General features: G+C 45.7%; 11 protein-coding genes and 1 pseudogene. 4 read left to right on the plus strand and 8 right to left on the minus strand.

Annotated elements, in window-relative coordinates:
* Positions 1–7: 7 nt before the first annotated feature.
* The 5 genes and pseudogenes from pip to ADP71_RS10325 all read right to left on the minus strand — a co-directional run bounded on the left by pip (position 8) and on the right by ADP71_RS10325 (position 6,296).
* Positions 8–943 carry a prolyl aminopeptidase gene (gene pip / locus ADP71_RS10305; RefSeq protein WP_026353490.1) on the minus strand — a complete coding sequence of 312 codons (936 nt, stop codon included), beginning with the start codon at positions 941–943 and terminating at the stop codon, positions 8–10.
* 78 nt (positions 944–1,021) lie between these two features.
* Positions 1,022–1,252 (minus strand): annotated as a pseudogene (locus tag ADP71_RS10310) (GIY-YIG nuclease family protein); the annotation flags it as partial.
* Positions 1,253–1,324: 72 nt separating this feature from the next.
* Positions 1,325–2,902 carry a TerC family protein gene (locus ADP71_RS10315; RefSeq protein ID WP_019957963.1) on the minus strand — a complete coding sequence of 526 codons (1,578 nt, stop codon included), beginning with the start codon at positions 2,900–2,902 and terminating at the stop codon, positions 1,325–1,327.
* A 224-nt stretch (positions 2,903–3,126) separates the two neighbouring features.
* The gene (gene ccsB / locus ADP71_RS10320; protein ID WP_019957962.1) at positions 3,127–4,308 is read right to left on the minus strand and encodes a c-type cytochrome biogenesis protein CcsB; all 1,182 of its coding nucleotides are present in this window, start codon (positions 4,306–4,308) and stop codon (positions 3,127–3,129) included.
* On the minus strand, positions 4,305–6,296 hold the full coding sequence (locus tag ADP71_RS10325; RefSeq protein ID WP_104932411.1) for a cytochrome c biogenesis protein ResB: 1,992 nt from the start codon (positions 6,294–6,296) through the stop codon (positions 4,305–4,307). The genes ccsB and ADP71_RS10325 overlap by 4 nt, the downstream gene beginning before the upstream one ends.
* A 222-nt stretch (positions 6,297–6,518) precedes the next feature.
* Between ADP71_RS10325 and yihA the strand changes: the two genes are divergently transcribed.
* Positions 6,519–7,175, plus strand: a complete 657-nt coding sequence (yihA, locus tag ADP71_RS10330) for a ribosome biogenesis GTP-binding protein YihA/YsxC (protein ID WP_019957960.1) — start codon at positions 6,519–6,521, stop codon at positions 7,173–7,175.
* Between the two features lie 75 nt (positions 7,176–7,250).
* Here the strand turns inward: yihA and ADP71_RS10335 are convergent, their stop codons facing one another.
* Positions 7,251–7,448 (minus strand): hypothetical protein, encoded by a 198-nt coding sequence (locus ADP71_RS10335; protein ID WP_019957959.1) that lies wholly within the window; start codon positions 7,446–7,448, stop codon positions 7,251–7,253.
* Between the two features lie 140 nt (positions 7,449–7,588).
* On the opposite strand from ADP71_RS10335, the gene rlmF reads away from it, so the two are divergent.
* Complete coding sequence (gene rlmF / locus ADP71_RS10340) at positions 7,589–8,518, plus strand: 23S rRNA (adenine(1618)-N(6))-methyltransferase RlmF (protein WP_019957958.1); 930 nt, start codon at positions 7,589–7,591, stop codon at positions 8,516–8,518.
* A gap of 75 nt (positions 8,519–8,593) precedes the next feature.
* Here rlmF and ADP71_RS10345 read toward each other — a convergent pair whose 3' ends face one another.
* Together ADP71_RS10345 and ADP71_RS10350 are read right to left on the minus strand one after the other, a co-directional pair.
* Positions 8,594–9,556 carry an AEC family transporter gene (locus ADP71_RS10345; protein WP_237343010.1) on the minus strand — a complete coding sequence of 321 codons (963 nt, stop codon included), beginning with the start codon at positions 9,554–9,556 and terminating at the stop codon, positions 8,594–8,596.
* Positions 9,557–9,722: 166 nt separating this feature from the next.
* Positions 9,723–10,616, minus strand: coding sequence for a LysR family transcriptional regulator (locus ADP71_RS10350; RefSeq protein WP_026353486.1), 894 nt, complete (start codon positions 10,614–10,616; stop codon positions 9,723–9,725).
* Positions 10,617–10,804: 188 nt separating this feature from the next.
* On the opposite strand from ADP71_RS10350, the gene ADP71_RS10355 reads away from it, so the two are divergent.
* Positions 10,805–11,908 (plus strand): 4-oxalomesaconate tautomerase, encoded by a 1,104-nt coding sequence (locus ADP71_RS10355; RefSeq protein WP_019957954.1) that lies wholly within the window; start codon positions 10,805–10,807, stop codon positions 11,906–11,908.
* A gap of 278 nt (positions 11,909–12,186) precedes the next feature.
* On the plus strand, positions 12,187–13,218 hold the full coding sequence (locus ADP71_RS10360; RefSeq protein WP_019957953.1) for an amidohydrolase family protein: 1,032 nt from the start codon (positions 12,187–12,189) through the stop codon (positions 13,216–13,218).
* Position 13,219: the final 1 nt, after the last annotated feature.

The following is a 13,219-nucleotide window of genomic DNA, read 5'->3' on the forward strand; positions in this document are numbered from 1 at the left end:
ATTGAATTTAAATATGTTGCGCAAACTCATCGGTAGCCGCTACCAATGCCTTGTTCACCTCAGTATCAAAGCTAGAATGCCCACCAATGACCACGCGCAAACTGGCTTCAGGAAACGCTTGCTTCAAATCATAAGCCGAGCGTATAGGCGTACAAATGTCGTAACGACCTTGCACAATAATGGTCGGAATGTGACGAATTTTATCGATGTGGTTCAAAATGATTTTGTCCTCACCAATAAAACCTTGATGATAAAAATAGTGGTTTTCCATGCTCGAAATGGCCAATACATGCGCATCATCAGAATCAGGCTCACGAGGATTCAAAAACACAATGTGCTCTTCCCACTCGCACCATTGACGAGCGGCCTGTATTTTCAAACTCGCTGACACACCCTCACCAAACAAAATATCGTGATACGCTTTGATCAAATCACCACGATGTTCAGGCGCAATGAATTGTTCAAATGCTTCCCATGCTTCAGGGAAAATTTGTGAAGCCCCGCCACGCTTGTACAACCAATCGCTTTCAAAATCACGGAACAAGAAAATACCACGCAACACCAATTCGGTTACCCGCTCAGGATGCGCTTGAGCATATACCAACGACAAAGTGGAACCCCAAGAGCCGCCAAACACCATCCATTTATCAATGCCCAAATGCTCACGCAAAGCCTCAATATCAGCCACAATCTTCCAAGTATCGTTGTCCTCTACACATGCATGCGGCAAAGATTGACCACAACCACGTTGGTCAATTTGAATGATGCGGTATACCTCAGGATTGAAAAAACCACGAGTAGCAGGTGACGAACCACCACCGGGGCCACCATGCAAAAAAATCACCGGTTTACCGTTGGGATTGCCACAATCTTCCCAATACATTTGATGGGTGTCGGATACCGCTAGCAAACCACTTTGGTTCACTTGATGGACTTGGTACATAAAATTCTTCCTATTAAGAATGGATTGAAAACACCATACCGCAGCATTCCACAATATCTGTTTGCGCGCACGTGGCAATTGCTTGATACGGTATTCTTGTCGCAAAGCGTCTGTGTGGCTCAAAGCGTCCTGTAACATTTTCATAGCCACAGGTCGATGGGCTCGGGTGTATTTGGCACCTTTGCCAGCCAAATGTTGCTGCCAACGACGCTTTACATCGGTCGTAATGCCACAATAATAAGCACCATTGGCACATTCAATCAAATAAACACACCATTTTTTCACTATCCACTCTGTGTTTTCAGACATCTGTAGTTCTCACAAAAAAACAGGCAGCCTCAGCCGCCTGTTATAGATAGATGCCAATGTTCTACATCTGCATCATTCGTTGTTTTGAAACCACTCTTCGTCAGAAATGCGTTCCACTTTGATGCGCTCAATGCGTTGACCGACTTTTTCCAACACAGTAAAACGGTATTGGTGGTAATCGACTTTGTCGCCCACATTGGCAATCGCTTGCAATTCATCCATCATCAAGCCTGCGACCGTGTGGTAATCGACAGAATCATCCAAAGGCGGCAATTGAATTTGCTGTGCCAAGGTGGTGTATTCCAAACTACCGTCAACGGTGAAGCTGTGGTCTTCATGCTCTTCCAAGCTCGGTGAATCTTCACGCTCGTATTCTTCCGGAAAATCACCTGCGATGGTTTCCATCAAATCTTTCATCGTCACCATACCCAAAATCGCACCAAACTCATCGACCACCAAAGCCAAATCAGCACTTTGCGCTCGGAACAATTCCATGGCATTCAGGACGGTTGCGTTTTCGGTCAAAATTAAGGGTTGACGCAAAGCTTTGTGCACACTGAAAGCGCCATCGCTCAACACTTGTGCCAACAAATCTTTTTTATTGATATAACCCAAAGGTTCATCAATACCAGCCTTACCCACCACCATCAAACGAGAGAACGGAGTTCTTTGCAATTGGGTATTTTGTTGCTCTTGGCTTTGAGAAATGTCCAAACGCTCGATTTCAGGACGCGGTGTCATCACGCCCAAAATCGGACGCTCAGCCAAGGTCAACACGCTCTTAATCATCCATTTTTCATTATCTTCAAAACGGCTGCTATCACCATTAACCGCACCGTCTTTGGCCAGTAAAGTTTCACGAATGCCCATCATACCCAAAACATTGTCAGCAGCACGAGAGCGCCAAGTTTTAACCGAAAAATCATTTTTCTTACGGTTTTTAGTCGATACTTGATTGAAGATTTCAATCAAAATAGAGAAACCAATCGCCGCATACAAATAACCTTTAGGAATCTTGAAGCCCAAACCTTCGGCAATCAAACTGAAACCAATCATCAACAAGAAGCCCAAACACAACATCACGACAGTTGGGTGTTTGTTGACAAAATCGGTCAATGGTTTAGATGCCCAAATCATGATGCCCATCGCCACAATCACAGCTGCCATCGCAATGGTAATGTGCTCTACCATCGCCGCAGCGGTAATCACCGCATCGACAGAAAACACCAAATCCAAGATGACAATTTGTGCCACTACAGAACCGAAAGAAGCATGACCTTTCTTTTGTTTCACATCTGCGTATTCAGCATGGCCTTCTAAACGCTCATGTAACTCGGTTGTCGCTTTGTACAATAAGAACAAACCACCACCAAGCATGATGAGGTCTTTGCCAGAAATTTCATTGCCCAACACTGTAAATAGAGGCTCTTGCCAAGTCATCACATACGCCATCAAACCCAACATGATGACGCGCATTACGACGGCCAAGCCCAAACCAATCAAACGGGCTTTGTCTCGGTGTTGGGGTTTGACTTTGTTCGCCAAAATCGCCACGAACACCAAGTTATCAATGCCCAGCACCACTTCTAAAATCAATAAGGTGAAGAAGCCTGCCAGTGTCGCAGGTTCCAATACCCAACTTAAATCCATGTGTATTTATTCCAAATAAAAATAAACAAAAACAGGCAACCTAATCACATAGATTAGGTTGCCTGCAAATAGTTAGGGCGCAACAACAAAAAAATAAAAGAAAACTGCTCGTATCGTCTGTCGACTCGAACCATCTTCGTTCATATTGCTGTCACCTCCCATGTAATAATCATGTTTAGAAGTGTAACAGCTTGTTTTCAATTTAAGCAAGTTTTGGGATAACTTTACAAACTACCATAAGAATGCAAGCCACTTAAAAGCATATTCACACCCAAAAAAGCAAACGCAGTGATAAAAAAACCAACAATCGCCCACCAAGCCAATAAGCGCCCACGCCAACCTGACACCAAACGCAAATGCAGCCATACTGCATAATTAAGCCACACAATCAAAGCCCAAGTTTCTTTGGGATCCCAAGACCAATAACGCCCCCACGCCTCGGCCGCCCACAAAGCACCCAAAACAGTGGCAATCGTGAAAAACAAAAATCCCACTGCAATGGCGCGGTACATGATTTCATCAATCACGTTGGCATCAGGCAAGATGGTTTGTTCAGGACGCTTCAAAACCCACAATTGCGCCACACCCAAAACCGCCGCAATACAAAAAGCACCATAACCGACAAAATTGGCGGGCACATGGATTTTCATCCACCAAGATTGTAAGGCAGGAATCAAAGGCTGAATTTGATGTGCGCCACGCACTGCGCTATACCACAACACAAACGCCACCAAAACCACCATCAAAGCATACACAAATGCGCCCAATTTCTCAGCCTGATGACGACGAGCGTAATACAAAAACATCAACGCCATCATCACCATGAACAAAATAAACACTTCGTACAAATTTGAAACAGGCATGTGACCAGCTTCAGGACGCAGCAAATAACTTTCATGCCAACGCACCAATAAGCCCACCATCCCAAAAACTGCTCCAGCCCATGACAAAGCAATCGCCAAACTCAAAGACAACGTATTTTGGTTTACAGGCCGCCACGCAGCTTGCAACAAAGCCAACACATAACACACAAACGCCAACACATTGCACACACACAACCACATCATCGCCGATTGACTGGCTACAAAATATTGCAATACAAACGCCGTTTGTGAGCGTTCAAAATCCCCGCCATACGCATACCAAGCCAAGCCAAATAACAATGTGCACGCTAGCGCAAAAGCTTGTAGCGGCCTGAAAAACCATGCCAAAGCAATGCCTGAAATAACTGACAACCACAACACGCCTGCGTCATAAACATCCATGTGAACATTGCCTGCAAAGCATTGCACCCACACTGCCACCAACAATACCGCACACGCAAACACCACATCTTGCACTTGCAAACGCTGCCACCAACGTTTTTGTTGTAAATACTCGTGTTCAAGCATCAAATCAGGCTTCATGATGACAAATCCTGCTGTAATTTTTGCAAACGCTGCACATGCTCAGCCAATTGAATTTCTGTACCGCTGTCTTTATTCGCGCTCATCGCCACCCGCATCGATCCCTTTGCAATCCATACCCAAACCCGTTTTTCACGCACATAAAACATACAAACCGTTCCCAAAATCAACAACAGCGAGCCCAAATATACCCAATAGCGTCCTGGAGATTTGGCCATTTGCAAACCAGATGCTTGAACTTGCTTGAAATCAGTCAATTGCAAATAAATCGGTGCTTGCATTTGACTAAAATCGGTCAATCCTTCCAAAGCCATCGCCATGAAATGCGCCCGTTCAGGCGTATCTTGCCAAGCTGCCTCACCATTGGCTTGCAACACTTCATTCAACACCACCACACTGCTGATTTGCAAAATGTCGGTGAATAATTTTTGCATGTGCGGCTGTTCTGTTGCAGTAAAATTCGTCGCAACAAAACCATTCAACGCCACATAACCGCCTTGCGAAAACAAATGCAACACCTGTTCGACCACAGGTTTCAATCTTGCCGCTGTCGCTGTGTCCATGTCTTGTAATGCCGCCGCCACCGCTTTGTCTCGCACCGCTGGATTGGCAAAGCCTTGGCGCAACCACATTACCGTTTTCAATTCACCCTCTTGGTCGGCTGGCAATTTCACCCAACGGTAATCCTCTGCCACCGATGCCCGTTCACCAATCACAAAATATCGCTCACCCTCACGCGTAAGCGGCAACATATAAGACAAATATTCATGCGCCACTCCTGTGGTATTTCGCACCTTATATGTGATAGTGGGACCCACATTGTGCAGCGTTTGCGCTGAATTGACATTGCGCACATCGTGCATGACAGGTTTCAGGACGCTTGCTGGCGTGTCATTGGCATCCTCTACATTCAAAACCCGCAATTGTTCCAATTCAATTTGATAATCTTGATTGTCCAAAACCAAAGGCAAGTTTTGCAATGATTTGGCTTGGACGCTTGCCGAGTTTGCCCAAGGTCTGCGCACATCCCAAGCTTGCAAAACCAAATCTGAACCGCCATCGCCAAAACTGGATTGAAAAATCGCCACGCCATCTTGAATAAACGGTTGATTGACTTTGATTGTTGCCTGTTCGGTTTGACCGCTTTGTTTATCGGTAATCAACAAATCGCTGGCAAAGTTTTTAGGCATGCCTGTTTCATAAAAATCCACATGAAACCGTTCCAATTGGACGACAAATGGCAAATCCTGCACCACCAAACCATCGCCCGCATTCAAAAACACCACATCGGTGGCTTGCCCTTCCGCTATGGTGACATTGCCACGAAACGACAAAGTTTTTGCATCCAAACGAGCTTCAGGCGCGAAATCTTTGGCTAGGATGGTTTGATTGTCAGGCACAATATTCCCAAGCAAACGCCCCCAATTCAAATCCATATTGCTGTCTATCAAGCCGCCAATACAAATCACCACAATCGCAACGTGTGCAAATATATAACCGAGTTTGCTGGCGCTGCCTTTTTTCGCTGCCACCATCACGCTGCCATCTGCATGGGCTTGGGTTTTGACTTGAAATCCTTGCACTTGCCAATAACGCTGCAATACCGCCACAGGCAATTCACCTTCTAACAAAACGGTGTGTTTCATGGCTGCCAAGGATTTGGCACTGGCATTCAAACGAAAAGAGCGCATTTGACGCAAAAATGCAGGCGTGTGCCGCCACACGCACAAACTGATAGACACCACCAAAAACAACAAAATAACCACAAACCAAGGCGCAGCATACACATCAAACAAGCCCAAAGTTTTGAAGATGGGAAACCAAAATGGACCAAATTTGACCACATAATCTGTCATAGGCTGATTTTGTTGCAACACAGTGCCTATCATGGACGCTATCGCCAACAAAGTTAGCAAAACCACCGCAAAACGCATGGAACTTAAAAATTCAAACCATGGACGGTGCCTCAAAGGTATTTTTTTCTTCATCACATTCAGTCTGTTTGAGCAGCGTTTGCTGCCTGTTTTCATCCTAACTCAAGCCATAGCAACAATATGTTTTTCATCACAATCGGCGGCAGTTTACCATTATTGCCCTTCAAAACCGCGACCACGCCGCCTTTTGCCAGCACACTTACAATAAAGTCAAAATTATCACAGGGTTAAAACGTGCTAAACTGTATGCCTTGTTTGATTGGTATATACCTCACTATGTCTTTATTCCAAAACGCCCAATTTTTTACCACAGTGAACCACTTAAAAGATTTGCCTTACACCAAGGCAGAAATTGCCTTTGTGGGTCGCTCGAATGCTGGCAAATCCAGTGCTATCAACACTTTGACCAACCATGTGCGTTTGGCTTACGTGTCCAAAACACCGGGACGCACGCAACACATCAACTTTTTTGAGTTGCGCAATGGTTATTTTTTAGCGGATTTGCCCGGCTACGGTTATGCGCAAGTGCCTGAAGATGTGCGTGCGCATTGGGTGCGTTTACTCGGTCAATACTTGCAAACACGCGAAAGTTTGATTGGTCTGATTTTGATTATGGATGTGCGCCATCCATTGAAAGAATTGGACAAAAAAATGTTGGATTTCTTTGCCGAAACGGGTCAACCTGTCCACATTTTGCTTTCTAAAGCCGACAAATTATCTAAAAACGAACAAATCAAAGCTTTGGGCGTGGTCAAAAAAGCGTTGAAACCTTATATGGAACGCCAACAAGTGACGGTGCAATTGTTCTCTAGCCTGAAAAAACAAGGCATCGAAGAAGTGGAACAAACCGTACAAAGCTGGTTTAATGCTTTGCCTGTTGTGTCCGACAACGATGATGTCATCGATACCGACACACCATCTGCATCAGAATAAAATCAAATCACATCAAACAGCGTCCTGTAAGTTACAGGACGCTGTTTTTCATGGGCTAAACAAATCCCAACACCATCATTCCAACCAACCTTGCTGTAACAGCCACACCAAGCCCGACAACAACACAACCGAAATACCCACACCCAACCACGGCTTACCATTCGTGTTTTGAGTCGATGTTTCTGGCTCTAATGATTGTGCATATTGTTGCAACACATAGCCTTGCAATGCTGTCACACTCACGGCAATCAATTCCATCCAAAACCACTGCATTTTTGTATACTTTCAATCACATCCATCTCAACCAAGCCATACATGCAAACCCAATGCCAAAGCGCTCGCCTCGCAGTAAGTCAACGAAGCCAACACGCATCCATGCTAAAATAAAGCCTTAATCGATTTGCAAACTGACCATGAAACCTGCTCAAACCTCTGCGCACAACACGCCACCTCAAGCCAAAACCAATACATTGCACCCTAACAATCCGCATCACGGACGTTATGATTTGGCTGCGTTGGTCAAAACCTTGCCTGAATTAAAAGGCTTCATCATCCAAACACCCAAAGGCGAAGCCAGTATAGCTTTTGCCAATGCCAAAGCGGTGGTGTGTTTGAACAAAGCCTTGCTCAAACATTTTTATGGCATCGACCAATGGACGCTGCCACAAGGATTTTTGTGCCCACCGATTCCGGGACGTGCCGATTACATTCACCACATCGCTGATTTATTACAACAGCGTCCTGTAAACCGCCAAGCCTTGCCAATTAAGGCTTTGGATATTGGCACAGGCGCCAATTTGATTTATCCCATCATCGCCCATCGAGCTTTAAATTGGGAAATGGTTGGCAGCGAAGTCAGCCCAAGCGCACTCAAACACGCTCAAAAATTGATTGATGCGCATCCATTATTGCAAAACATACAATTGCGCCAACAAAAGCGGCCTGAACACATTTTCAATAGCATCATTCAAACAGGCGAATATTTTGATATCACGCTGTGTAACCCGCCATTTTTCAGGTCGCAAGATGAAGCCAACGCCCAAGCAGCGCGCAAATGGCGCAATCTGAAAGGCGCAAAATCTTCTAGCGTGCGCAATTTTGGTGGTCAACAACAAGAATTGTGGTGCGAAGGTGGCGAATTGGCCTTTTTGCGCAGCATGATTGACGAAAGCGTGCATTATGCCAAACAAGTCGGCTGGTTCACCTCGATCGTGTCTAACCTCAACCATGTGCCGCCATTGAAAAAAGAATTGAAAAAGCGCAAAGTGCCGCACATTCAAGTTTTGGAAATGTCACAAGGACAAAAACACACGCACATTTTAGCGTGGTCGTTCCAAGCTTAAACCTTGTTGGATATTTACAAACAAGCGTCCTGTAAACGGTTTACAGGACGCTTGTTTTAATTGGATAACCATTTTTTACAACCAACCCAAAGGTCGCATCAAGCCCAAACCAATGGCTGCGCTGAACATCGCACCAAACGTGGTGATACCGACAATATTGGCAGCGGCCACATCGTTGCCGCCCATCGCTTTGACCATCACATAACTGGCTGCCGCCACAGGTGTGGCGCTCATCATGAACAACACGCCAAACTGCACGCCTTCCAAGCCCATCGCTTTGCCAACCATTACCGCCAACACAGGCGCTGCGACCAAACGCCCCACGCTAGACCCTTGTGACACGCCACTGACTTTCAGCACCGATTTGACATCAAATGCCGCTCCTGCGCAAAGCAAGGCCAAAGGCAATGCCATCGATGCCAAAAAATGTCCTGTTTGATTCAATACCATTGGCACAGGAACGGCAAAATATTTCCAAACAATCGCTATCAAAATCGATAAAATCAGCGGATTTTTCACCATTTGCAGCAACATGTGTCCCCATTGCACTTTTTTACCGGGGTTTAGCGAACGGGTTAAGGTAATGACCGCCAAAATATTGTACAAAAAAGTCATGGCTCCAGTCATCACCGCACCGATAGCAATCCCTTCTGCACCATAAGCATTGGCACAAAATGCCAAACCCACAATGCCCGTATTGCCTCGATACACGCCTTGCACAAACACTCCACGGTCTCGCACTTCGGGAATGATTTTTTTCGCCAACCATTCACATGCAAAAAACAAAATCAACGCACAAATCACACCCGCAATGACCATATCCACTTGAGAGCGGTAATCGGCATCCGAACCGACAATGCTGAAAAACATCAACAATGGCAACGACCAATTGAAGACCAAATTCGATGCTTGGGCACAAAAGTGATGGTCAACTTGTTGGCGATAACGCAACCACAAGCCCAAACTCAATAAAATCAAATTGGGCAAAGTCACCGACAAAGAAAATTGCGTGGCTTCCCACAAAGACTGCCAAGGCATATTGAAATCCATCAGGATAAATGAATCATAACAAAGATGTTACTCTCTTTATCCATGACATCGTAGTCAAAAAAGGCACCACCATCACACAACAAGCACATTCACCCACCAAAAAAATTACAGGACGCTTTAAGCGTCCTGTAAACCAGATGACAAATATGTTGAATTAAAAATACTTCTGACAAATTTCTTCTAATATTTTGAGCGTTTCTTTTTGCAAACGTGTGGTCGAACGTTTGGCAGAATAGCCAACGTACAAACGATTCACCAAGCTAGGATTTTGAATGCGCACCGCCATCATATCGTCGCCATTTTTCACCAAGGCCAAACAATATTTCGACAACACCGCACAACCGACACCTTCATTCACCAATTTGACGATGGTGCCGACGCTGTTAATTTCCCAATCGATTTTTGGCTTTAAGCCGATTTCTGCCAATTGCGCTTGCACCAATACTCGAAATGGATTGGGCAATGTCGGCATAATCAACGAAATATTGGCCAAATCTTTCAAATCAATCACTTCTTGTTCTTGTGGGAAAGCACCTTTTTGAGCAATCAAATACAGCTCTTCTTCGACAATCAATCTGGTATCGATATGGGGAGAGAAAGTCGGATTGTTGAGCAAACCAATATCCATGCGCCCCAAACCCAAATTTTCCTCAATGTGCACCGTCAAACCTTCTTCGATGGTCAAGCTCGCCAAAGGCAAACGCTGTTTGAACAAACGCACCAAATCAATGGCAATGAGCTTGGCGACTGTTGGCGGCAAGCCGATGGTGATGTGTCCTGACAATTTGCCATCAGACAAACTCAAGTCTTCATACGCTTGGTCGATTTGATCCATAATGACATTGACGTGTTGCAACAAAGTGCGTCCTGCATCGGTCAACACCACACCACGACCATGACGAATGAGCAGATTTTGACGCAACTCGATTTCCAATTGGCGAATTTGGCGGCTCAACACAGGCTGCGCCACATCAATCACCTCTGCCGCACGAGTGTAACTCCCCAATTCTGCCACGTGCATGAAATACTTAAGTTGCTTCAGCTCCACCGCTCACCACCACTTTCTATAACAAAAATACATAACAAATAGATTGTCACTGTGCTGTTTTGCCAAGCAGCCACCTTTGATAATACAAGATAGAATCGTTGCGACTGCATGTTCCGCCTTACAAAACGGCATCGTTGCAACATTATAAATGATATTGATGCAATAAACTTACATTGGAGCAATCGAAGATGGCCAATCAAACTGCTGTGCCTTGCCTGTTCATGCGTGGCGGCACCTCAAAAGGTCCTTTTTTCTACGCCAAAGACTTGCCTAGCGACATTGCCAAACGCGATGCGGTTTTATTGGCTGCGGTCGGCTCGCCTGACAAACGCCAAATTGATGGTTTGGGCGGCGCGCATTCGTTGACCAGCAAAGTCGGCATTGTGGATTTACATGACGGCTCGGACGCGGATTTGAGCTTTTTGTTTGCCCAATTACAACCTGAAAAAGACACAGTAGACACCACGCCTAACTGCGGCAATATGCTTGCAGCAGTCGTGCCATTTGCGTTAGAAAAAGGCTTGATTCAGGCGCAAGGCGACACCACCACGGTGAAAGTTTTGACCGTCAACACTGGCATGGTCGCTGAAATCACCGTACAAACGCCTAATGGCGAAATTGCTTACGAAGGCGATGCACGTATTGATGGCGCACCGGGCACCAATGCACCAATCAAAATCAATTTCTTGGACACCGCAGGCTCGGTAGCAGGTTCATTGTTGCCAACGGGCAATGTCATCGACACATTTGACATTGACGGCATTGGCGCATTGGAAGCGACCTGTATCGACAACGGCATGCCAATGGTTTTGGTACGCGCAGCTGATGTTAAACGCACTGCGTATGAAAGCGTGGCAGATTTAAACCAAGATGCCGATTTGAAAGCCAAAATCGAACAATTGCGTTTACAGGCCGCTTTGAAAATGGGTTTGGGCGATGTGTCAGGCAAAAATTATCCGAAAATGTGTTTGCTCAACCATCCTATTAACGGCGGCGCGATTCACACCCGTTGCTATATTCCGCATGTGTGCCACGATGCCATTGGCGTGTTGGCGGCAGTGACTGTGGCAACCGCTTGCGTGTTGCCTAACTCGGTTGCCGATGGTTTGGCCGTGGCAGGACAAGTTTCTGGTAACAGCAGCTTGATGTCAATTGAACACCCAAGCGGCGAATTCAGCGTGGAATTGACCACTGATGCCAACGATTCCACCAATGTTTTGAGTGCAGCCTTGCTTCGCACTGCCCGCTTGATTATGCGTGGCGAAGTGATGATTCCAAACCGACTGGCATAAAGCGTCCTGTAAAAGTTATCTCAAAAAATGGAACCGTTTGCATGAATTATGCAAACGGTTCTATGTCATTTCAGCATATCTAGTAGTCGCATCGTCTTCTTTTTTCTAAGCTTTGTTTGCGGCTAATATCAGCTAGCTTCGTTCATGCTCGATTTTTCTATTACAACAGACACTTAGTCGGTTATTTTCCAAATAAAAATCAGCAAGATAACGCTTCTTTCAGTTTGCCCGTTGTCCACACAACGAGCACACATTCACAATAAAAGGTTGAAGAGAACATGAGTTTAATCATTGACTGTCACGGTCACTACACGACCGCTCCTAAAGCTTTGGCTGACTGGCGTGAAAAACAAATCGCTGCGGTTAACAGCCCAAGTCAAATGCCTAAAGTGGCTGATTTGAAAATCAGTGACGATGAAATCCGCGAAACTTTAGAATCCAACCAATTAAAATTCATGAACGAGCGTGGCTCGGACTTGACGATTTTCTCACCACGCGCAAGCTTCATGGCACACCACATTGGTGACTATCAAGTGTCTGCCACTTGGGCGGCCATTTGTAATGAATTGTGCTACCGCGTCTCTCAATTGTACCCAGACCGTTTTGTGCCAGCTGCGATGTTGCCACAGTCTCCTGGCGTACCGATTGAGACGTGTATCGCTGAATTAGACCGTTGTGTGAACGAATACGGTAATGTGGGCTTGAACTTGAATCCAGACCCATCAGGCGGTCATTGGACATCGCCGCCGTTGACCGACAAATACTGGTATCCCATTTACGAAAAAATGGTCGAGCACGACATCCCTGCGATGGTACACGTGAGCACCAGCTGCAACCCAGCCTTCCACACCACAGGCGCGCATTACTTGGCAGCAGACACCACGGCCTTCATGCAATGTTTGACAGGTGATTTGTTCAGCGACTTCCCAACCTTGCGTTTCTTAATTCCTCATGGCGGTGGCGCAGTGCCTTACCACTGGGGTCGTTTCCGCGGCTTGGCGATGATTATGAAAAAACCAGAAATCGAAGAACATTTGATGAACAACATCTTCTTCGATACTTGCGTTTACCATCAGCCTGGCATTGATTTGTTGCTCGATGTCGTTCCAAACAAAAACGTGTTGTTTGCATCCGAAATGATTGGTGCGGTGCGCGACATTGACCCACGCACAGGTCATTACTTCGATGACACCAAACAATACATCGAAAAAGCCAAAATCACCGCTGAAGAAAAACACAATATTTACGAAGCCAACACCCGTCGTGTGTTCCCACGTTTGGATGCGCAATTGAAAGCGAAAGGATTGTAAT

The organism is Vitreoscilla sp. C1 (genome assembly GCF_002951955.2).
GTDB lineage: Bacteria > Pseudomonadota > Gammaproteobacteria > Burkholderiales > Neisseriaceae > Vitreoscilla > Vitreoscilla stercoraria.

Bases quoted from the DNA above. Each gene is read 5' to 3' on its own strand.
- ADP71_RS10315 (WP_019957963.1), bottom strand. From the start codon at position 2,902: ATGGATTTAAGTTGGGTATTGGAACCTGCGACACTGGCAGGCTTCTTC.
- pip (WP_026353490.1), bottom strand. From the start codon at position 943: ATGTACCAAGTCCATCAAGTGAACCAAAGTGGTTTGCTAGCGGTATCC.
- ADP71_RS10335 (WP_019957959.1), bottom strand. From the start codon at position 7,448: ATGCAGTGGTTTTGGATGGAATTGATTGCCGTGAGTGTGACAGCATTG.
- ADP71_RS10345 (WP_237343010.1), bottom strand. From the start codon at position 9,556: ATGCCTTGGCAGTCTTTGTGGGAAGCCACGCAATTTTCTTTGTCGGTG.
- yihA (WP_019957960.1), top strand. From the start codon at position 6,519: ATGTCTTTATTCCAAAACGCCCAATTTTTTACCACAGTGAACCACTTA.
- ccsB (WP_019957962.1), bottom strand. From the start codon at position 4,308: ATGAAGCCTGATTTGATGCTTGAACACGAGTATTTACAACAAAAACGT.
- ADP71_RS10355 (WP_019957954.1), top strand. From the start codon at position 10,805: ATGGCCAATCAAACTGCTGTGCCTTGCCTGTTCATGCGTGGCGGCACC.
- ADP71_RS10360 (WP_019957953.1), top strand. From the start codon at position 12,187: ATGAGTTTAATCATTGACTGTCACGGTCACTACACGACCGCTCCTAAA.
- ADP71_RS10325 (WP_104932411.1), bottom strand. From the start codon at position 6,296: ATGAAGAAAAAAATACCTTTGAGGCACCGTCCATGGTTTGAATTTTTA.
- rlmF (WP_019957958.1), top strand. From the start codon at position 7,589: ATGAAACCTGCTCAAACCTCTGCGCACAACACGCCACCTCAAGCCAAA.